This is a genomic window from Streptomyces sp. NPDC001493, from assembly GCF_053597235.1.
Genome location: NZ_JBSFHV010000027.1, coordinates 104,377 through 117,801 on the forward strand (window position 1 = coordinate 104,377; position 13,425 = coordinate 117,801).

13 protein-coding genes are annotated in these 13,425 nt (G+C 74.2%); 9 read left to right on the forward strand and 4 right to left on the reverse strand.

Translation table 11 applies throughout. From position 1 onward, the window contains the following. Positions 1-130 precede the first annotated feature (130 nt). Positions 131-724 carry a TetR/AcrR family transcriptional regulator gene (locus ACWCWD_RS30635; protein WP_450777797.1) on the reverse strand — a complete coding sequence of 198 codons (594 nt, stop codon included), beginning with the start codon at positions 722-724 and terminating at the stop codon, positions 131-133. A 252-nt stretch (positions 725-976) separates the two neighbouring features. Here ACWCWD_RS30635 and ACWCWD_RS30640 point away from each other — a divergent pair, with 252 nt between their 5' ends. Continuing rightward, entirely contained in the window at positions 977-2,608 is a 1,632-nt protein-coding gene (locus ACWCWD_RS30640; RefSeq protein ID WP_450777799.1) for an MDR family MFS transporter, read from the forward strand. Between the two features lie 82 nt (positions 2,609-2,690). Here ACWCWD_RS30640 and ACWCWD_RS30645 read toward each other — a convergent pair whose 3' ends face one another. Then, positions 2,691-3,356: an HD domain-containing protein gene (locus ACWCWD_RS30645; RefSeq protein ID WP_450777801.1), complete on the reverse strand. Its 666-nt coding sequence runs from the start codon at positions 3,354-3,356 to the stop codon at positions 2,691-2,693. A 138-nt stretch (positions 3,357-3,494) separates the two neighbouring features. On the opposite strand from ACWCWD_RS30645, the gene ACWCWD_RS30650 reads away from it, so the two are divergent. Then, positions 3,495-4,739, forward strand: coding sequence for a S8 family peptidase (locus ACWCWD_RS30650; RefSeq protein ID WP_450777803.1), 1,245 nt, complete (start codon positions 3,495-3,497; stop codon positions 4,737-4,739). A gap of 98 nt (positions 4,740-4,837) precedes the next feature. On the opposite strand, the gene ACWCWD_RS30655 is transcribed toward ACWCWD_RS30650, so the two are convergent. After that, positions 4,838-5,815: a hypothetical protein gene (locus tag ACWCWD_RS30655; protein ID WP_450777804.1), complete on the reverse strand. Its 978-nt coding sequence runs from the start codon at positions 5,813-5,815 to the stop codon at positions 4,838-4,840. Between the two features lie 305 nt (positions 5,816-6,120). On the opposite strand from ACWCWD_RS30655, the gene ACWCWD_RS30660 reads away from it, so the two are divergent. The 5 genes from ACWCWD_RS30660 (at position 6,121) to ACWCWD_RS30680 (ending at position 9,982) form a co-directional block, all read left to right on the forward strand. Next, entirely contained in the window at positions 6,121-6,561 is a 441-nt protein-coding gene (locus ACWCWD_RS30660; RefSeq protein WP_450777806.1) for an SsgA family sporulation/cell division regulator, read from the forward strand. 159 nt (positions 6,562-6,720) lie between these two features. Next, positions 6,721-7,470 (forward strand): LamB/YcsF family protein, encoded by a 750-nt coding sequence (locus ACWCWD_RS30665; protein WP_450777841.1) that lies wholly within the window; start codon positions 6,721-6,723, stop codon positions 7,468-7,470. A gap of 50 nt (positions 7,471-7,520) precedes the next feature. Beyond that, complete coding sequence (locus ACWCWD_RS30670; protein WP_450777808.1) at positions 7,521-8,243, forward strand: 5-oxoprolinase subunit B family protein; 723 nt, start codon at positions 7,521-7,523, stop codon at positions 8,241-8,243. Beyond that, on the forward strand, positions 8,240-9,109 hold the full coding sequence (locus ACWCWD_RS30675) for a 5-oxoprolinase subunit C family protein (protein WP_450777810.1): 870 nt from the start codon (positions 8,240-8,242) through the stop codon (positions 9,107-9,109). Before ACWCWD_RS30670 ends, ACWCWD_RS30675 begins: the two co-directional genes overlap by 4 nt. 183 nt (positions 9,110-9,292) lie before the next feature. Further along, positions 9,293-9,982, forward strand: a complete 690-nt coding sequence (locus ACWCWD_RS30680) for a copper homeostasis protein CutC (RefSeq protein WP_450777812.1) — start codon at positions 9,293-9,295, stop codon at positions 9,980-9,982. A 162-nt stretch (positions 9,983-10,144) separates the two neighbouring features. Here ACWCWD_RS30680 and ACWCWD_RS30685 read toward each other — a convergent pair whose 3' ends face one another. Continuing rightward, positions 10,145-12,241 (reverse strand): HelD family protein, encoded by a 2,097-nt coding sequence (locus ACWCWD_RS30685; RefSeq protein ID WP_450777813.1) that lies wholly within the window; start codon positions 12,239-12,241, stop codon positions 10,145-10,147. A 369-nt stretch (positions 12,242-12,610) separates the two neighbouring features. Here ACWCWD_RS30685 and ACWCWD_RS30690 point away from each other — a divergent pair, with 369 nt between their 5' ends. Together ACWCWD_RS30690 and ACWCWD_RS30695 are read left to right on the forward strand one after the other, a co-directional pair. Further along, positions 12,611-12,799, forward strand: a complete 189-nt coding sequence (locus tag ACWCWD_RS30690) for a hypothetical protein (protein ID WP_450777815.1) — start codon at positions 12,611-12,613, stop codon at positions 12,797-12,799. Between the two features lie 90 nt (positions 12,800-12,889). Further along, entirely contained in the window at positions 12,890-13,297 is a 408-nt protein-coding gene (locus ACWCWD_RS30695; protein ID WP_450777817.1) for a hypothetical protein, read from the forward strand. The last annotated feature ends 128 nt before the right edge of the window (positions 13,298-13,425 follow it).

Sequence of the window (13,425 nt, forward strand, 5' to 3'; positions counted from 1 at the left end):
AGCCCGAACCCGGGGGGCGGGCCCGTGACGGCCGCCCCCGCCACCCTCCGGCACCACAGGGTTCACCTGCCCGGCGCAGGCGGGCGGAAGTCTCTGCCCCGGGCCCGGGCGGACCCCGGATGCCCCCGGGTCAGACGCCCGGGGCCTGGGCCGGGCCCGGTGACGGGACGAGCCGGTGGGCGATGTCACGGGCCACCCGGGCGATCTCGGCGTCCGAGACCTCCAGCCCCCGCGAGGCGAGCAGCGCGAGGTTCACGCTGAGCAGGGCGGACCGCAGCCGCAGCTTCTCCTCCACCGTGGCGTCGGGGCCGCCCATGACCTCGCTCAGTTCGGCGAACTTCTCCAGGGCGCCGCCCTTGTCGGGGCGCAGCTCGTGGATCACGCGGTGGTTGGCGGTGGCGAACTGGATGGCGGGCATGCCCTCGGCGATGAAGACGTCGACCATGCGGTCCACGATCCGGGTGGCGAGATCCGGGCCGGGCGGCTGCTCCTTGGCCCACTCCACCAGGGCGTCGACCGCCTCCAGGTAGGTGGTGAAGAGCGAGAGGACGATGTCCTCCTTGCTCTTGAAGTGGTAGTAGAGGGCCGCTTTCGTGATGCCCAGCCGTTCGGCGATCTCCCGGAGCGAGGTCGCGTCGTACCCCTGCTCGGTGAAGAGTTCCAGGGCCACCTTGCGGATCTCGGCCCGTGTGTCGATGCCCCGTCGGCGTCCTGCGGCTGTCATGGCTGTGCGTTCCTTTCGCCCCGAGCGTCTCGTCTCCGCACGGGAGCGCCCTGCGTCGATCGTGGTCCCCACGTCCCCCTTTGCCAACTTACCGTACGGCAAGTAATCTACTAACCGCCCGGTAAGTGGATTCCGGGATCAGCCTGCCCTGCCGCCGAGCCGATGACACTGCTGTCGTCCCCGGACAGGGTCCCTGCCGCCAGAGTTCGGGTCCGTCGAGCGACCCCCTTCCCGACCGAAAGGCATTGCGCCGTGACGCAGACCTCTCCCGCCCCGGCCGCAGCCGGGGCGACCCCGGAACCGCCACGCTTCACCCACCGCGAGATCATGGTCACGATGAGCGGCCTGGTCATCGCGATGCTGCTCGCGATGCTCGACAACATGATCGTGGCGCCCGCGCTGCCCACGATCGTCGGAGACCTCGGCGGCCTCAAGCACCTCGCGTGGGTGACCACCGGCTACATCCTCGCCTCCACCGTCGCGACCCCGATCTGGGGCAAGCTCGGCGACCTGCTCGGCCGGCGCATCACCTTCATCACCTCCATCGCGATCTTCCTGATCGGCTCCGCGCTCTGCGGTCTCTCCCAGAACATGGGCGAACTGATCGGCTTCCGCGCCCTCCAGGGCCTCGGCGCCGGTGGGCTCATGGTCGGCGTGATGGCGGTGCTGGCCGAGATCGTGCCGCCCCGCGACCGCAGCAAGTACCAGGGCGTGATGATGGCGGTCATGCCCGTCGCCATGATCGGCGGCCCCCTCGCCGGTGGCTTCATCACCGACAACCTCAACTGGCGCTGGGCCTTCTACGTCAACCTGCCGCTCGGCGTCGTCGCCCTGTTCGTCTGCTGGTTCGTCCTCGCCAAGCTCCCGCGCAAGGCCGCCGCCCGCGTCCGTATCGACTGGACCGGCGCCGCGCTGCTCAGCGTCTGGATCACCACCCTGGTCCTGATCACCAGCTGGGGCGGCAGCGAGTACGACTGGGACTCGGCCATGATCCTCGGCCTCGCCGCGGTCACCGTGGTCGTCTTCGCCGCGTTCGTCCTCGTCGAGCGCCGCGCCGAAGAACCGATCATGCCGCTGTCGGTCTTCGCCGACCGCAACTTCTCCCTCGCCGGTGCGCTCAGCTTCATCGTCGGCTTCGCCATGTTCGGCGGGATCACCCTGCTGCCGCAGTTCCAGCAGTACGTCCAGGGCTCCTCCGCCACCAACAGCGGCCTGCTGCTCATGCCGATGATGCTCGCCGCGATGGTGCTCTCCCTCGCCGGCGGTACGTACATCAGCAAGACCGGCCGCTACCGCATCCTGCCCATCGCGGGTACCGCCCTGATGGCGGTCGGCCTCGCCCTCTTCGCCACCATGGGACCCGACACCACCCGCTTCACCACCGGGCTCTTCATGGTGGTGCTCGGCCTCGGCATGGGCTGCCTGATGCAGACCACCATGCTCATCGCCCAGAACAGCGCCCCGCTGCGCGACATCGGTGCCGCCACCGGCGCGGCCACCTTCCTCCGCAACATGGGTGGCTCGCTCGGCGTCTCCCTGCTCGGCACCCTGTACGCCAGCACCCTGACCGACTCCTTCACCTCGGCCGCCGGTTCGGCGGCGGGCGCCGCCGACGCCGGTTCCTCGGTCTCCGGCATGACCCCCCAGGCGCTGCGTGCCCTGCCCGAAGCCGTCCAGCACGCCTTCGCCCAGGCGGTCAGCGACGGCGTCGACACGGCCTTCGCCTGGGGCGCGGGCGCCGCGGCCGTCGGCATCGTCATCGCCCTGTTCGTCCGCCAGGTGCCGCTGCGCGGCTTCACCGGCGGCGACGCGAAGAAGACCGAAGCGACGGAAGCGACGGCCGGTACCGGCACGGCGGTCGCGGCCCCGGCCGCCGCCGAGTGACCCGCTGACGTCCACCCGCTCGTAACCGCGGCCCCGTACGGAACTTCCGTACGGGGCCGTGGTCGTCGGCGGGCACCCGCCGTCACGGCAGCACGGCCTCCAGCAGTTCCAGCTCCGTCGTCAGGTTCTGCCGCGCCCGCGCCTCCCAGTGCTCGGACCCGTACGGCGTACGGAACAGCCTCGGCAGCCCGAGCAGTTGCCGCAGCACCCCGGACCGGCCCTCCCGGAAGAGGTCGTCCGGCACGAAGCCGTACTCCGCGCGGACCTCGGCGGTGTAATGCGCGTACGCCTCCGGGCCCGACGCGAGGATCGCCAGATCGGCGTCGCACAGCACCTCGCCGTTGCGGTCGCCCTCCGCAGGGTCGTGCGTCACGGTGAGCCGGACCAGCCGCGCCACCTCGGCGGTCGCCCCGGCCGGGACCCCCGCCTCGGGCAGCGCCCGCTCGGCGAGGGCGGCGCTGCGCTCCTCGTTCTCGGAGCGGTCGGGCCGGTAGACCGCGTCGTGGAACCAGGCGGCCAGCCGGACGAGTTCCGGCGCCCCGGCGTGCTCGGCGAGGATGTCGATCCCGTCCAGGACCGCCGTCAGATGGGCGGTGGTGTGGTACTTCCGCTGCGGCTCGGCCCACCGCTCCAGCAGGTTCTCGGCGTACGGAAGCGGATCGGGGCCGGCCGCGCCGCCCCGGGCGGCCAACAGGGCCTCCTGCCAGCGGACGCGGAGATCGGGCATGTGCGCGGTGTCGTCGGACATGCGGGAACTCTAAGGGTGTTCCACGAGGTTCCGGCGCGGGCCCGAACGGAGGAGCGCATTGCGCAAATGCTTCCGGTGCGCGGCGAACCTCCGGGACGGGTCGTTGGCCGGGGACTTCTCACATGATCGTCTCGGCCCGTGCACACTCGCCACGCGCTCGTACTCGCGTCCGCATTCGCCCTGGCCCTCGCGGGCCCCCTCGCCACCAGTGCGGCTTCCGCCCCCACTCCGCCGAACCCGGAACCCGCGCCGCTGATCCGTGCGGGGGAACCGATCCCCGGCCGGTACATCGTCACCCTCGACCCGCTCGTGGACGCGGCCAGGACCGTGAAGACGCTGGGCCTGGCTCCCACCTTCACGTACAGCAAGGCACTCAACGGCTTCGCCGTCCCCCTCACCCAGGCCCAGCTGACGACCCTCCGCAACACCCCCGGCGTGACGTCGGTGGAGGAGGACGCGAAGACCTCCGTCCCCACGTCGGAAACGGTCCCCGCGTACACCCCCGTCCCCGCCTCCCGGGCCGCCGCCGTCCCGGCCCGCCGCGCACCGGCCGCCACCTGGGGACTGGACCGCATCGACCAGCGGAACCTGCCGCTCGACGGCGACTTCACCACCAGTGGCACCGGCGCCGGGGTGACCGCCTACATCCTCGACACCGGCATCGACTACGAGCACACCGAGTTCGGCGGGGCCGACGGGGGCCGTGCCGAGTTCGGCTTCGACGCCGTGGGCGACGGCCGCCAGGGCGCTGACTGCTACGGCCATGGCACGCACGTCGCGGGCACCGTCGCGGGCAGCACGTACGGTGTCGCCCCCGAGGCGAACCTGGTCAGCGTCCGGGTCCTGGGCTGCGACGGCTCGGGCTCCAGCTCCGGGCTGATCGCGGCCCTGGACTGGGTCGCCCAAAACGCCGTGCAGCCCGCCGTCCTCAACGGCTCCCTGGGCGGCGGCAAGTCGCAGGCGGTCAACCGCGCCACGACCGCGCTCTCCGCCTCGGGGGTCCTGCCCGTCCTCGCGGCCGGCAACGACTCCAAGGACGCCTGCGGCGTCTCGCCCGCCTCCGCCGACGGGGCCCTGACCGTCGCGGCCTCCAACCGCTCCGACCAGCAGACCTCCTTCTCCAACTGGGGTCCCTGCGTCGAGCTCTACGCCCCCGGCCAGGACATTGTCTCGGCCCGGCTCGGCGGCGGCTCGCTCTCCATGAACGGCACGTCCATGGCGGCGCCCCACGTCACCGGCCTCGCCGTCCTCTACAAGCAGGCCCACCCCGAGGCCGGCCCCGCCGAGGTCGCTTCCTGGATCGACGAGGTGTCCACCAGGGACGTCCTGACGGGCGTCAGCCAGGGCACCCCCAACCACCTTCTCTTCACCGACGGCCTGTAGACCGCAGACCGCCGAACCGCGTCCTGACCGCCCCGACCGTTCGTCACCCGTCCGCCCGGCACCGTGATCCCTCGGTGCCGGGCGGACTTCGCTTGTCCCTACTCGGCGGCCGGGAGGCGGACGGCGAGGAGGTTCGGGTCCTCGTTGGTGGTGTACGCGCCGCTCGCGACGTACGCCGTGGCGCCCCGTACCGCCAGCGAGGTGGGGTTCTGCAGACCGTCGGCGCCGGTCAGCACGGTGGTGTGCGTGCCGTCCCGCCGTACCAGGGCGACCGTGTTGTCCGCGTTGACCGCGGCCAGCAGGGTGTCGCCGTTCCCGGTGAACGCGATGTCGTCGATGTTCACCAGACCGGTGGCCCGGGTTTCGACCGCTCCGGCGGTGCCCCGGTGGGTGATCGGGATGCGCAGGACGGTGCCCCGGTCCAGGTTGGTCACCCAGGCCGCGCCATTGTGGATCTTGATGCCGTTGGCCCCCAGGAACCCGGAGGCGTCCAGCTCGGGGGCCGTGGCCCACCGGGTGGGCGTACCGCCGGCCACGGGCACCCGCCAGACCGTGCCCAGAACGGAGTCGGCGGCGTACAGGAAGCCGCCGCGGTCGTCGAGGGCCAGCCCGTTGGGCAGGCTGTCGGCCGGGAGCGCGGCGATGCGCCGCGCGGTACCGCCGGGGCGCAGGCTCCACAGGCCGGTCAGGTCGCTGCTGCCGGTCGCGTAGAGGAAGTACAGCGTCCCGTCGTCCGCGCGGACGATGCCGCCGAGGAACGGCTGCGCCAGCGCGGGAGTCGTGGCGCCGGCCGGGGGCTCCGGCAGGGTGGCGAGGACACGCACCCGGCCGTCGGGGGCGATGCGGGCGATCTGGCGGCTGAAGGCGAAGGTGACGTCGGCGCCGCCATCCGGCTCCAGGGTGATGTTCTCCGGCCGCTGACCGTCCGCCATGTCCAGGTGCGCCACGAAGCGTGCCCGGGGGGCGGAGGAGCCGGAAGCGGCGGCGGTGCCCGCCGTGGTGGCGGTGGCGGCGAGAACGGCCAGGGCCGCCACGCCGACGAGGCGGGCGCGCTTGAGTTTCACGGGGGTCTTCATCGTTGGTTCTTCCTCTGCTCTCGGCGACCGGTGCGTTCGTCGGTTGCCGAACGCACCGGTCGCACGTCCCCTCCGCAAACTAGGCCGACATCCGCCCCTCGGCTGTTCTCCTGGCGCACCGTCAGTTGCTCCCCGGCGCCGTACGCGGGACGGGCGGCCGGGGAGGTCCCCGCGAGCCGGTCACGGCGCTCGCGGGCCATACCTCGTTCGCTTCCCGGCAACTGCCGGCCGGTCGTCGCCCTACCGTCGGGTTCGTCCGTCCGCTGTCGGACAGCGGACGGACGAACCCGACGAACGGACCCGACATGACTCAGCCGTCTTTCAGCACCGCCGGCGCCTCGGTCGCGCACGAGGTCGTCGCCCACGTCCACGTCGCGGACGAACCCCCGGTGTCGTTGCCCGCCGAACTGCGGTACGAGCGGTCCGACCCCTATGCCGTGAGGCTCGCGCTCGGGACCATGTCGACCAGTACCGTCGACTGGGTCTTCGCGCGCAGCCTCCTGTCGGAGGGAACGGTCCGCCCGGCAGGTACCGGAAGCATCCTGGTCAGCCCCCGCCGGGGGTGCCCGGGCGACGTGGTGCGGATCGTCGTCCGCTCACCGGCGGGCTCCGCCGTGATGGACATCGCCGCCCCGGCGGTCACCGCGTTCCTGGAACGGGCCGCCCGGGTGGTGCCCCCGGGCGAGGAGGGGCGTCACCTCGACCTCGACCGGCTGGTGACCGAACTCCTTGCCGACGGCGGATGACGGCGTACGGCGGCGAGCGGTTGCGGATGACGGCGAACTGCGGCGAGCGGTTGCGGATGACGGCGTGCGACGGCGACCGGCGGGAGCCCCTCCGAGGGCCTCGCCGGACCCGGTACGGGGGCGGTGGGGCGCGCTAGCGTGCTCCACGTGACCACCACCATGGACCTCAACGCCGATCTCGGCGAAGGCTTCGGCCGCTGGACGCTCACCGACGACGACGCACTGCTCTCCTGCGTCACCAGCGCCAACGTGGCCTGCGGCTTCCACGCGGGCGACCCGGCGGTGATGCGCCGCGTCTGCGAGGGCGCGGCGGCCCGGGGCGTGACGATCGGGGCGCAGGTGTCCTACCGGGACCTGGCGGGCTTCGGCCGCCGGTCGATGGACGTCCCGGCGGCCGAGCTGACCGCCGAAATCGCCTACCAGATCGGCGCGTTGCGGGTCTTCGCCGAGGCGGCCGGCTCCCGCGTCGCATACGTCAAACCGCACGGCGCGCTCTACAACCGCGCGGTCCACGACGACGCGCAGGCGCACGCCGTGATCGAGGGGGTGCTGCTGGCCGGCGGAGACCTTCCCGTCCTCGGCCTGCCCGGCTCCCGGCTGCTCGCCCACGCCCGGGAGGCCGGACTGCCCGCCGTGGAAGAGGCGTTCGCGGACCGCGCGTACACCCCGCAGGGCACCCTGGTGCCGCGCGGCGAGGCGGGCGCGGTGGTGGAGGACCCCGACGAGGTCGTACGCCGCGCGGTCCGGATGACGGTGGACCGCACGGTCGTCGCCGCCGACGGCGGCACCGTTCCCGTCGCCGCCCGCTCCCTCTGCCTGCACGGCGACACCCCCGGCGCGGCGGCGCTCGCCCGGCGGGTGCGGGCCGCGCTCGAAGAAGCGGGCGTCGACGTCCGGGCGTTCGCGTGAGCGACACGGGGAGCGGGGGTGCCACGGCGAGCGCGGGCGGTACGGGAAGCATGAGCGGTACGGGAAACGCGGGCGGTACGGAGCCGGGGGCCGGGGGCGCGTCCGCGCGGGTGCTGCCGGTCGGGCGGGACGGGCTCCTGGTCGAGCTGGACTCCGGGGAGGCCGCCGAGGCCTTCCACGCCGAGGTGCTGCGCCGCCGTGACCGGGGCGAACTGCCGCCGGTCCGCGAGGTCGTGCCCGGCGCGCGTACGGTCCTGCTCGACGGGATCGGCGACTCGTCCGGGGAGGCCGTCGGGGAGGTCGCCCGCCTCGCCCACGAGCTGGCCGGGTGGACCGTGCGGCCGCTGCGCCGCGCGGACGGCCCCGCCGTGGAGATCCCGGTGGTCTACGACGGCCCGGACCTCGACGAGGTCGCCGCGCTCTGGGGCGTACCGCCCGGGGAAGTCGCCGCCGTGCACTCCGGTACGGCGTTCCGCGTCGCGTTCTGCGGGTTCGCCCCCGGTTTCGGGTACCTCACCGGGCTGCCCGAGCGCCTGCACGTACCCCGGCGTGCGACCCCGCGCACCCGGGTCCCGGCGGGGGCGCTCGCGCTGGCCGGGCCGTACACGGGGGTCTATCCGCGTGTCTCGCCCGGCGGCTGGCAGCTGATCGGCCGGATGCCGGACCCGGCCCGGCTCTGGGACCCGGCCCGCGACCCGGCGGCCCTGCTGGTCCCGGGGGTGCGGGTGCGGTTCGTACCGGTGGAGGCCGAAAGCCGAGGTGAGCGGGCGTGAGCGGGCTGCTGCGGGTGGTGCGCGCCGGAGCGCTGACCACCGTCCAGGACGCCGGGCGTACCGGCTGGGCGCACCTCGGCGTCCCCCGGGCCGGGGCGCTGGACGCGCCCGCGCACCGGCTCGCCAACCGGCTGGTGGGCAACGACCCCACCGCCGCCGTGCTGGAGACCACCGCCACCGGCTGCGCGGTCCGCCCCGACCGGACCGTGGTCGTGGTGGTCGGCGGCGCCGTCTGCCGGGTGACGGTCGACGGCCGCCCGGCGGCCTGGGGCACCCCGGTCCGGGTGGCGGCGGGCTCGGTGCTGGAGGCGGGCCCCGCGCTGAGCGGCCTGCGGAGCTACCTGGCGTTCGCGGGCGGCCTGGAGCCGGACGCGGTGCTGGGCAGCCGCTCGGCCGACCTGCTCTCCGGGCTCGGCCCGCCCCCGCTCCGCGACGGGGACACCCTGCCGCTCGGCGAACCGCCCGCCACCGCCCCGGCGCTCCCGGCCGCCGCACCCTGGCCGGCGGCCCCCGCCGCGCCCGGCGGGCTCGTACTGCCGGTCCGTCCGGGGCCCCGGCACGCCTGGTTCACCGAGGACGCCCTGCGGACCCTGACCACGGCCGCGTACCGGGTCTCCGCCGCGAGCAACCGCGTCGGGCTGCGCACCGAGGGCCCCGCGCTGGAACGGGCCGTCGGAGGCGAACTCCCCAGTGAGGGCATGGTGCTCGGCGCGGTCCAGGTCCCGCCGGACGGCCGGCCGGTGGTGTTCCTGCACGACCATCCGACGACCGGCGGCTACCCGGTCGTCGGAGTCGTCCCGGCCCACGCCCTCGCGGCGGCGGCCCAGGCCGTCCCGGGGACCCCGCTCCGGTTCGTGACGATGTGACACCACCTCAGGGCTTTTCCGAGGTCAGGGTCACCCGCAAGGTCCCCGGAGGGCTGCGCCGCCGTGCGATCGACCGTAGGCTGGCCCGGATATTGGCCTAGACCTCTTGACGTCGGTCCCACCGATCCGGTCCCATCCGATCCGGTCCGATCCGAGGGGCGTCATCCCGAGAAGTGGGGACACATGAGCAAGCGCGCACTCCTGGAGGTGATCGCGCTCGACGCCGAGGACGCGGTCGCGGCCCAGGCCGGTGGGGCGGACCGACTCGAACTGGTCACCGACATGGCCGCCGACGGCCTCACCCCGCCCCGGGAGACCTTCGCCGCCATCCGGGCGGCCGTCGACATCCCGCTGCGCGTGATGCTCCGGCAGGAGGACGGGTTCGCCGTCGGTGACATCGACCGCCTCCTCGGGCGGCTGGGCGAGCTGCGGGAGGCCGGCGCCGACCAGTTCGTCCTCGGCTTCCTCGACCGGGACGGCCACGCCGACCTGGTCACCGTCGAGCGGCTCGTCGCCGAACTCGACGGCTGCCCCTGGACGTTCCACCGCGCGATCGACCGGGCCACCGACCGGGGCTCGCTGCGCAAGCAGCTCGCCGACCTGCCCGGACTCGACACCTACCTGACGGCGGGCGCCGCGACCGGGGTCGACGACGGCGTACCGACCCTGGTCGACGAGGCCGCCCGCTCCCGCGAACCCGGGTACGAGCCGCAGATCCTCGTCGGCGGCGGCCTCCGCCTCGAACACCTGCCGAGCCTGCGGGCCGCCGGACTCGACGCCTTCCACATCGGCGGCGCCGCCCGCCCGAACGGCTGGACCGGCCCGGTGGACGAGGCGGCGGTACGCACTTGGCGCGAGGCCATCGACGCGTAGCACCCGGTGGGCGGTGTCCGGGGCGCGGGCGGTGTCCGCGATGGGCGGTGTCCGCAGGGGCGATCCGGCGCGGACACCGCCGTCCGTGCACGGGTGATCCGGCGCGGACACCGCCGTCCGTAGGGGGGCGCCCCGGCGCGGACACCGCCCGCCGTCCGTCCCTCAGGCGGCCAGCGCCTCCGGCAGCGGGGCCGCGTGCACGACCGTCAGGCCGGACACCGCACGGGTCAGCGCCACGTACAGCCGGCGCAGCCCGGTGCGCTCGTCGGGCTCGCCGTCGACCACGGCCGCCGGTTCGTCCAGCACCACGTAGTCGTACTCCAGGCCCTTCGCGAGCGAGGCGGGGACCAGCGTCAGCCGCGACGCGGCGCTCGTCTCCTCGCCCGGCGACAGCACGGTGTGCCCGGCCGCCGCCAGCGCCTCGGCCAGCGCGGGGATGCGGGCGTCGGCGGCGATCAGGCCGATCGACCCCTCCTGCTCCAGCGCCTCCTCGCACGCGGCGACCGCCGCCGCGACCAGCTCCTCGGCACCGCCCACCGCGCGTACCGCCAGCGAACCGGGCGACTCACGCACCGACTCGACGGCCGCGAGCCCGGGAGCGATCGCGGGCAGCAGCCGGGAGGCGTACGCGATCACCTCGCGCGGCACACGGAAGCCCGCCGTCAGCTCCTCCACGTGCGCGTCCCGCTTGCCCAGATGCCCGAGCGCGTCCGCCCAGCTCCGCGTCGACCAGGGCGTCGTGCCCTGCGCGAGGTCGCCCAGCACGGTCGCCGAACCGGTCGAGCAGCGGCGGCCCACCGCCCGGTACTGCATCGGGGAGAGGTCCTGCGCCTCGTCGAGCACCACATGGCCCAGCGAGTGCGTGCGCTCCACCAGATCGCGGGCCTCGTCGATCAGCACCGCGTCCGCCGTCGACCACTTCGCCGACTTCACGCTGCGGGCCGGCTTCGTCCAGATCACCGCCTTCTGCTCGTCCTCGGTGAGCAGCCCCTCCGCGTGCGCGGCCAGGAACTCCGGGTCGGAGAGCAGCCGCAGCACCAGCTTCGCCGGATCGACGGCGGGCCAGACCGCCTTCACCGCCGCCTTCACTGCGGGCGTACGGGCCACCGCGTTCTGCACCCGGTCGTCCGGCGCCTCCCCGGCCTCCTCCATCCGCACCAGCACCCGGTGCGCGATGCGCTGCGGCAGCGCCTCGTGGGCGGCGCCGTACCGCATGTCCCGGGCGAGCAGCTCCTCGACCAGCTCCTCCACCTCGTACGCCGGGACCCGCCAGCGGCGCGAACCGCGCACCACCACGATCCCCTCGGTGGGCGGGGTGACGTGCGAGCGGATCGCCCGCCGCAGCACCTCCGCCATCCGCGCGTCGCCCTTCACCAGCGCGGCGGGCGCCTCGTCGGTGCCGCGCACCTCGACGTCCTTGGTGACCAGGTCCTCCACGGTCGCCTGCTGCACCTCCATCTCGCCGAGGGCGGGCAGCACCTGCTCGATGTAGTGGAGGAACGACCGGTTCGGTCCGATGACGAGCGTGCCGGTACGGGCCAGCCGGTCCCGGTGCGCGTACAGCAGGTACGCGACACGGTGCAGGCCCACCGCCGTCTTTCCGGTACCGGGTCCTCCCTGCACGCAGATCGTGCCGCCCAGCTCGCTACGGACGATCTCGTCCTGCTCCGGCTGGATCGTCGCGACGATGTCCCGCATCGGGCCGACGCGCGGCCGTTCGATCTCCGCCTGGAGCAGCTTGCTGGTGGTGCCGGATCCGGCGGCGTCCGCGGGGGCCGTGAGGTCCTCGTCCTCGTACGCGGTCAGCTCGCCGCCGGTGTAACCGAAGCGGCGGCGGAGCCCCACGTCCTGCGGGTCCAGGCGGGATGCCTGGTAGAACGACTGCGAGACCGGCGCACGCCAGTCGATGACCATCGGGTCTCCGTGCGCGTCGTGGACGTGACGGCGGCCGATGTAGAACCGCTCGCCCTCCGCGCCCTCGGCGAGCTCACCGCCCACGGGGTGCCGGAAGTCGAGGCGGCCGAAGAAGAGCGGGGTGTGCGAGAGGTCGGCGAGCGCCTTGATGCGCTCGTCGATCTGCGCCTGGAGCACGGCGGCGTTCACCCAGTTGGCGGTGACGTCGCGGATGTCGAGGGCCTGGACGTCCTCGCGCATGACGCGCAGGGCCGCCCGGGACGCGGCGAGATGACCCCGCTCGCGAGCGAGCGGATCGGCGGGATCGGTGGGGGTGTCACTTTCTGCGGTGTGCGGCGCGGACACGGGGTATGGCCTCCGGCAGTTCGACGCAGGGCGACGGCCGCACGGCGCGAAAGGGCGCACGGCCGGGTCCCGGTGGGCGGATCACGAGGGGATACGCGCGAGGGCGCGCGTACCGGCCGCGCACGCGGTGGCGCGCGCACGGCAGTCGGCCGGTTTCCGTCCGGTCGGCGGCACTCCCCCGGCTGCCGGCGTGCGGAGAGCCGGTACCACGGTGCGGGAGGGCGGGGCAGACCGGAGATTGTATCCACGCTCCGGGGACCGGACGAACCGGATTCCCGCAGCGGCCCTCCGGCCCGTGAGCGGAGGGTGCCTGCCCGTGGGCGGACGGTTCCTGGCCCGTACGCGGGTGGCAGGAGCACCCTGGAAGACATGAGCACCGCGATCCTGAACCCCCGCAGGACCGGCCCCGCGCACGGCGCGACCGCGGCCACCGGTCACCCCCGTACCCACCCCCTCGGCAACGCCCTGCGCGCCGTCCGCGTGTACGTCACCACCGCCTTCGACGTCGCCGTGCGCGGGGAGTACGCCGTCGCCTCCGGCGTCCGCCGCGCCCGGTGAGTAATCGGCACGCGGGGTGAGTAGCGGAGGAGCCGCAGGATGAGTACGGACCCGGAGTTATCGGCTCCGGTTCCGCGATGGGCTGGGCCCATGCCTTCCCGTCGCCGCCGTCACCCTCACCCCGGCCGCACCGCGGCACCTGCCCCGCGCCGCCTCCCCGGTGGCCGCTGGTCCGTCCCCGCCGCCGCCACGGCCCTGCTCCCGCAGCTGGCACCCGTGGTCGTCGGCCTGCTCTGGGTCGCCCTGCTCGCCGGCACCGGCTGTGGCGAGGGGTGCGACCCCGCCGTGCGGGCCCCGCTGGACGTGGTGACCCTCGGCTACTCGCTCAGCCTCACCCTGACCCCGGCCGCGCTCGCCCTCTGCTGGCTGCTGGCGGTCCGCCGCTGCTGGTCCACGCCACGCTGGGCCGCCGCGCGCTGGGCCGCCGCCGGGCTCGCGTACGTACCGCCCGCGATGATCGCGCTGGGCGTCATGCTGCTCTTCGTTCCCCGGCCCTGAGTCACACGCCGCGGGCGCCCTTACCCCCCCGGTGGGTAAGGGCGCCCGCGGCCCACCCTCAGCTCTCCGGCCGGCGTACGGGGCGGTGGTCCAGCGCGGTACCGCCAGCGGGTAGAAGTCGGCGGGCA

Bases quoted from the DNA above. Each gene is read 5' to 3' on its own strand.
- ACWCWD_RS30635 (WP_450777797.1), bottom strand. From the start codon at position 724: ATGACAGCCGCAGGACGCCGACGGGGCATCGACACACGGGCCGAGATC.
- ACWCWD_RS30645 (WP_450777801.1), bottom strand. From the start codon at position 3,356: ATGTCCGACGACACCGCGCACATGCCCGATCTCCGCGTCCGCTGGCAG.
- ACWCWD_RS30655 (WP_450777804.1), bottom strand. From the start codon at position 5,815: ATGAAGACCCCCGTGAAACTCAAGCGCGCCCGCCTCGTCGGCGTGGCG.
- ACWCWD_RS30660 (WP_450777806.1), top strand. From the start codon at position 6,121: ATGACTCAGCCGTCTTTCAGCACCGCCGGCGCCTCGGTCGCGCACGAG.
- ACWCWD_RS30665 (WP_450777841.1), top strand. From the start codon at position 6,721: ATGGACCTCAACGCCGATCTCGGCGAAGGCTTCGGCCGCTGGACGCTC.
- ACWCWD_RS30670 (WP_450777808.1), top strand. From the start codon at position 7,521: ATGAGCGGTACGGGAAACGCGGGCGGTACGGAGCCGGGGGCCGGGGGC.
- ACWCWD_RS30680 (WP_450777812.1), top strand. From the start codon at position 9,293: ATGAGCAAGCGCGCACTCCTGGAGGTGATCGCGCTCGACGCCGAGGAC.
- ACWCWD_RS30690 (WP_450777815.1), top strand. From the start codon at position 12,611: ATGAGCACCGCGATCCTGAACCCCCGCAGGACCGGCCCCGCGCACGGC.
- ACWCWD_RS30695 (WP_450777817.1), top strand. From the start codon at position 12,890: ATGCCTTCCCGTCGCCGCCGTCACCCTCACCCCGGCCGCACCGCGGCA.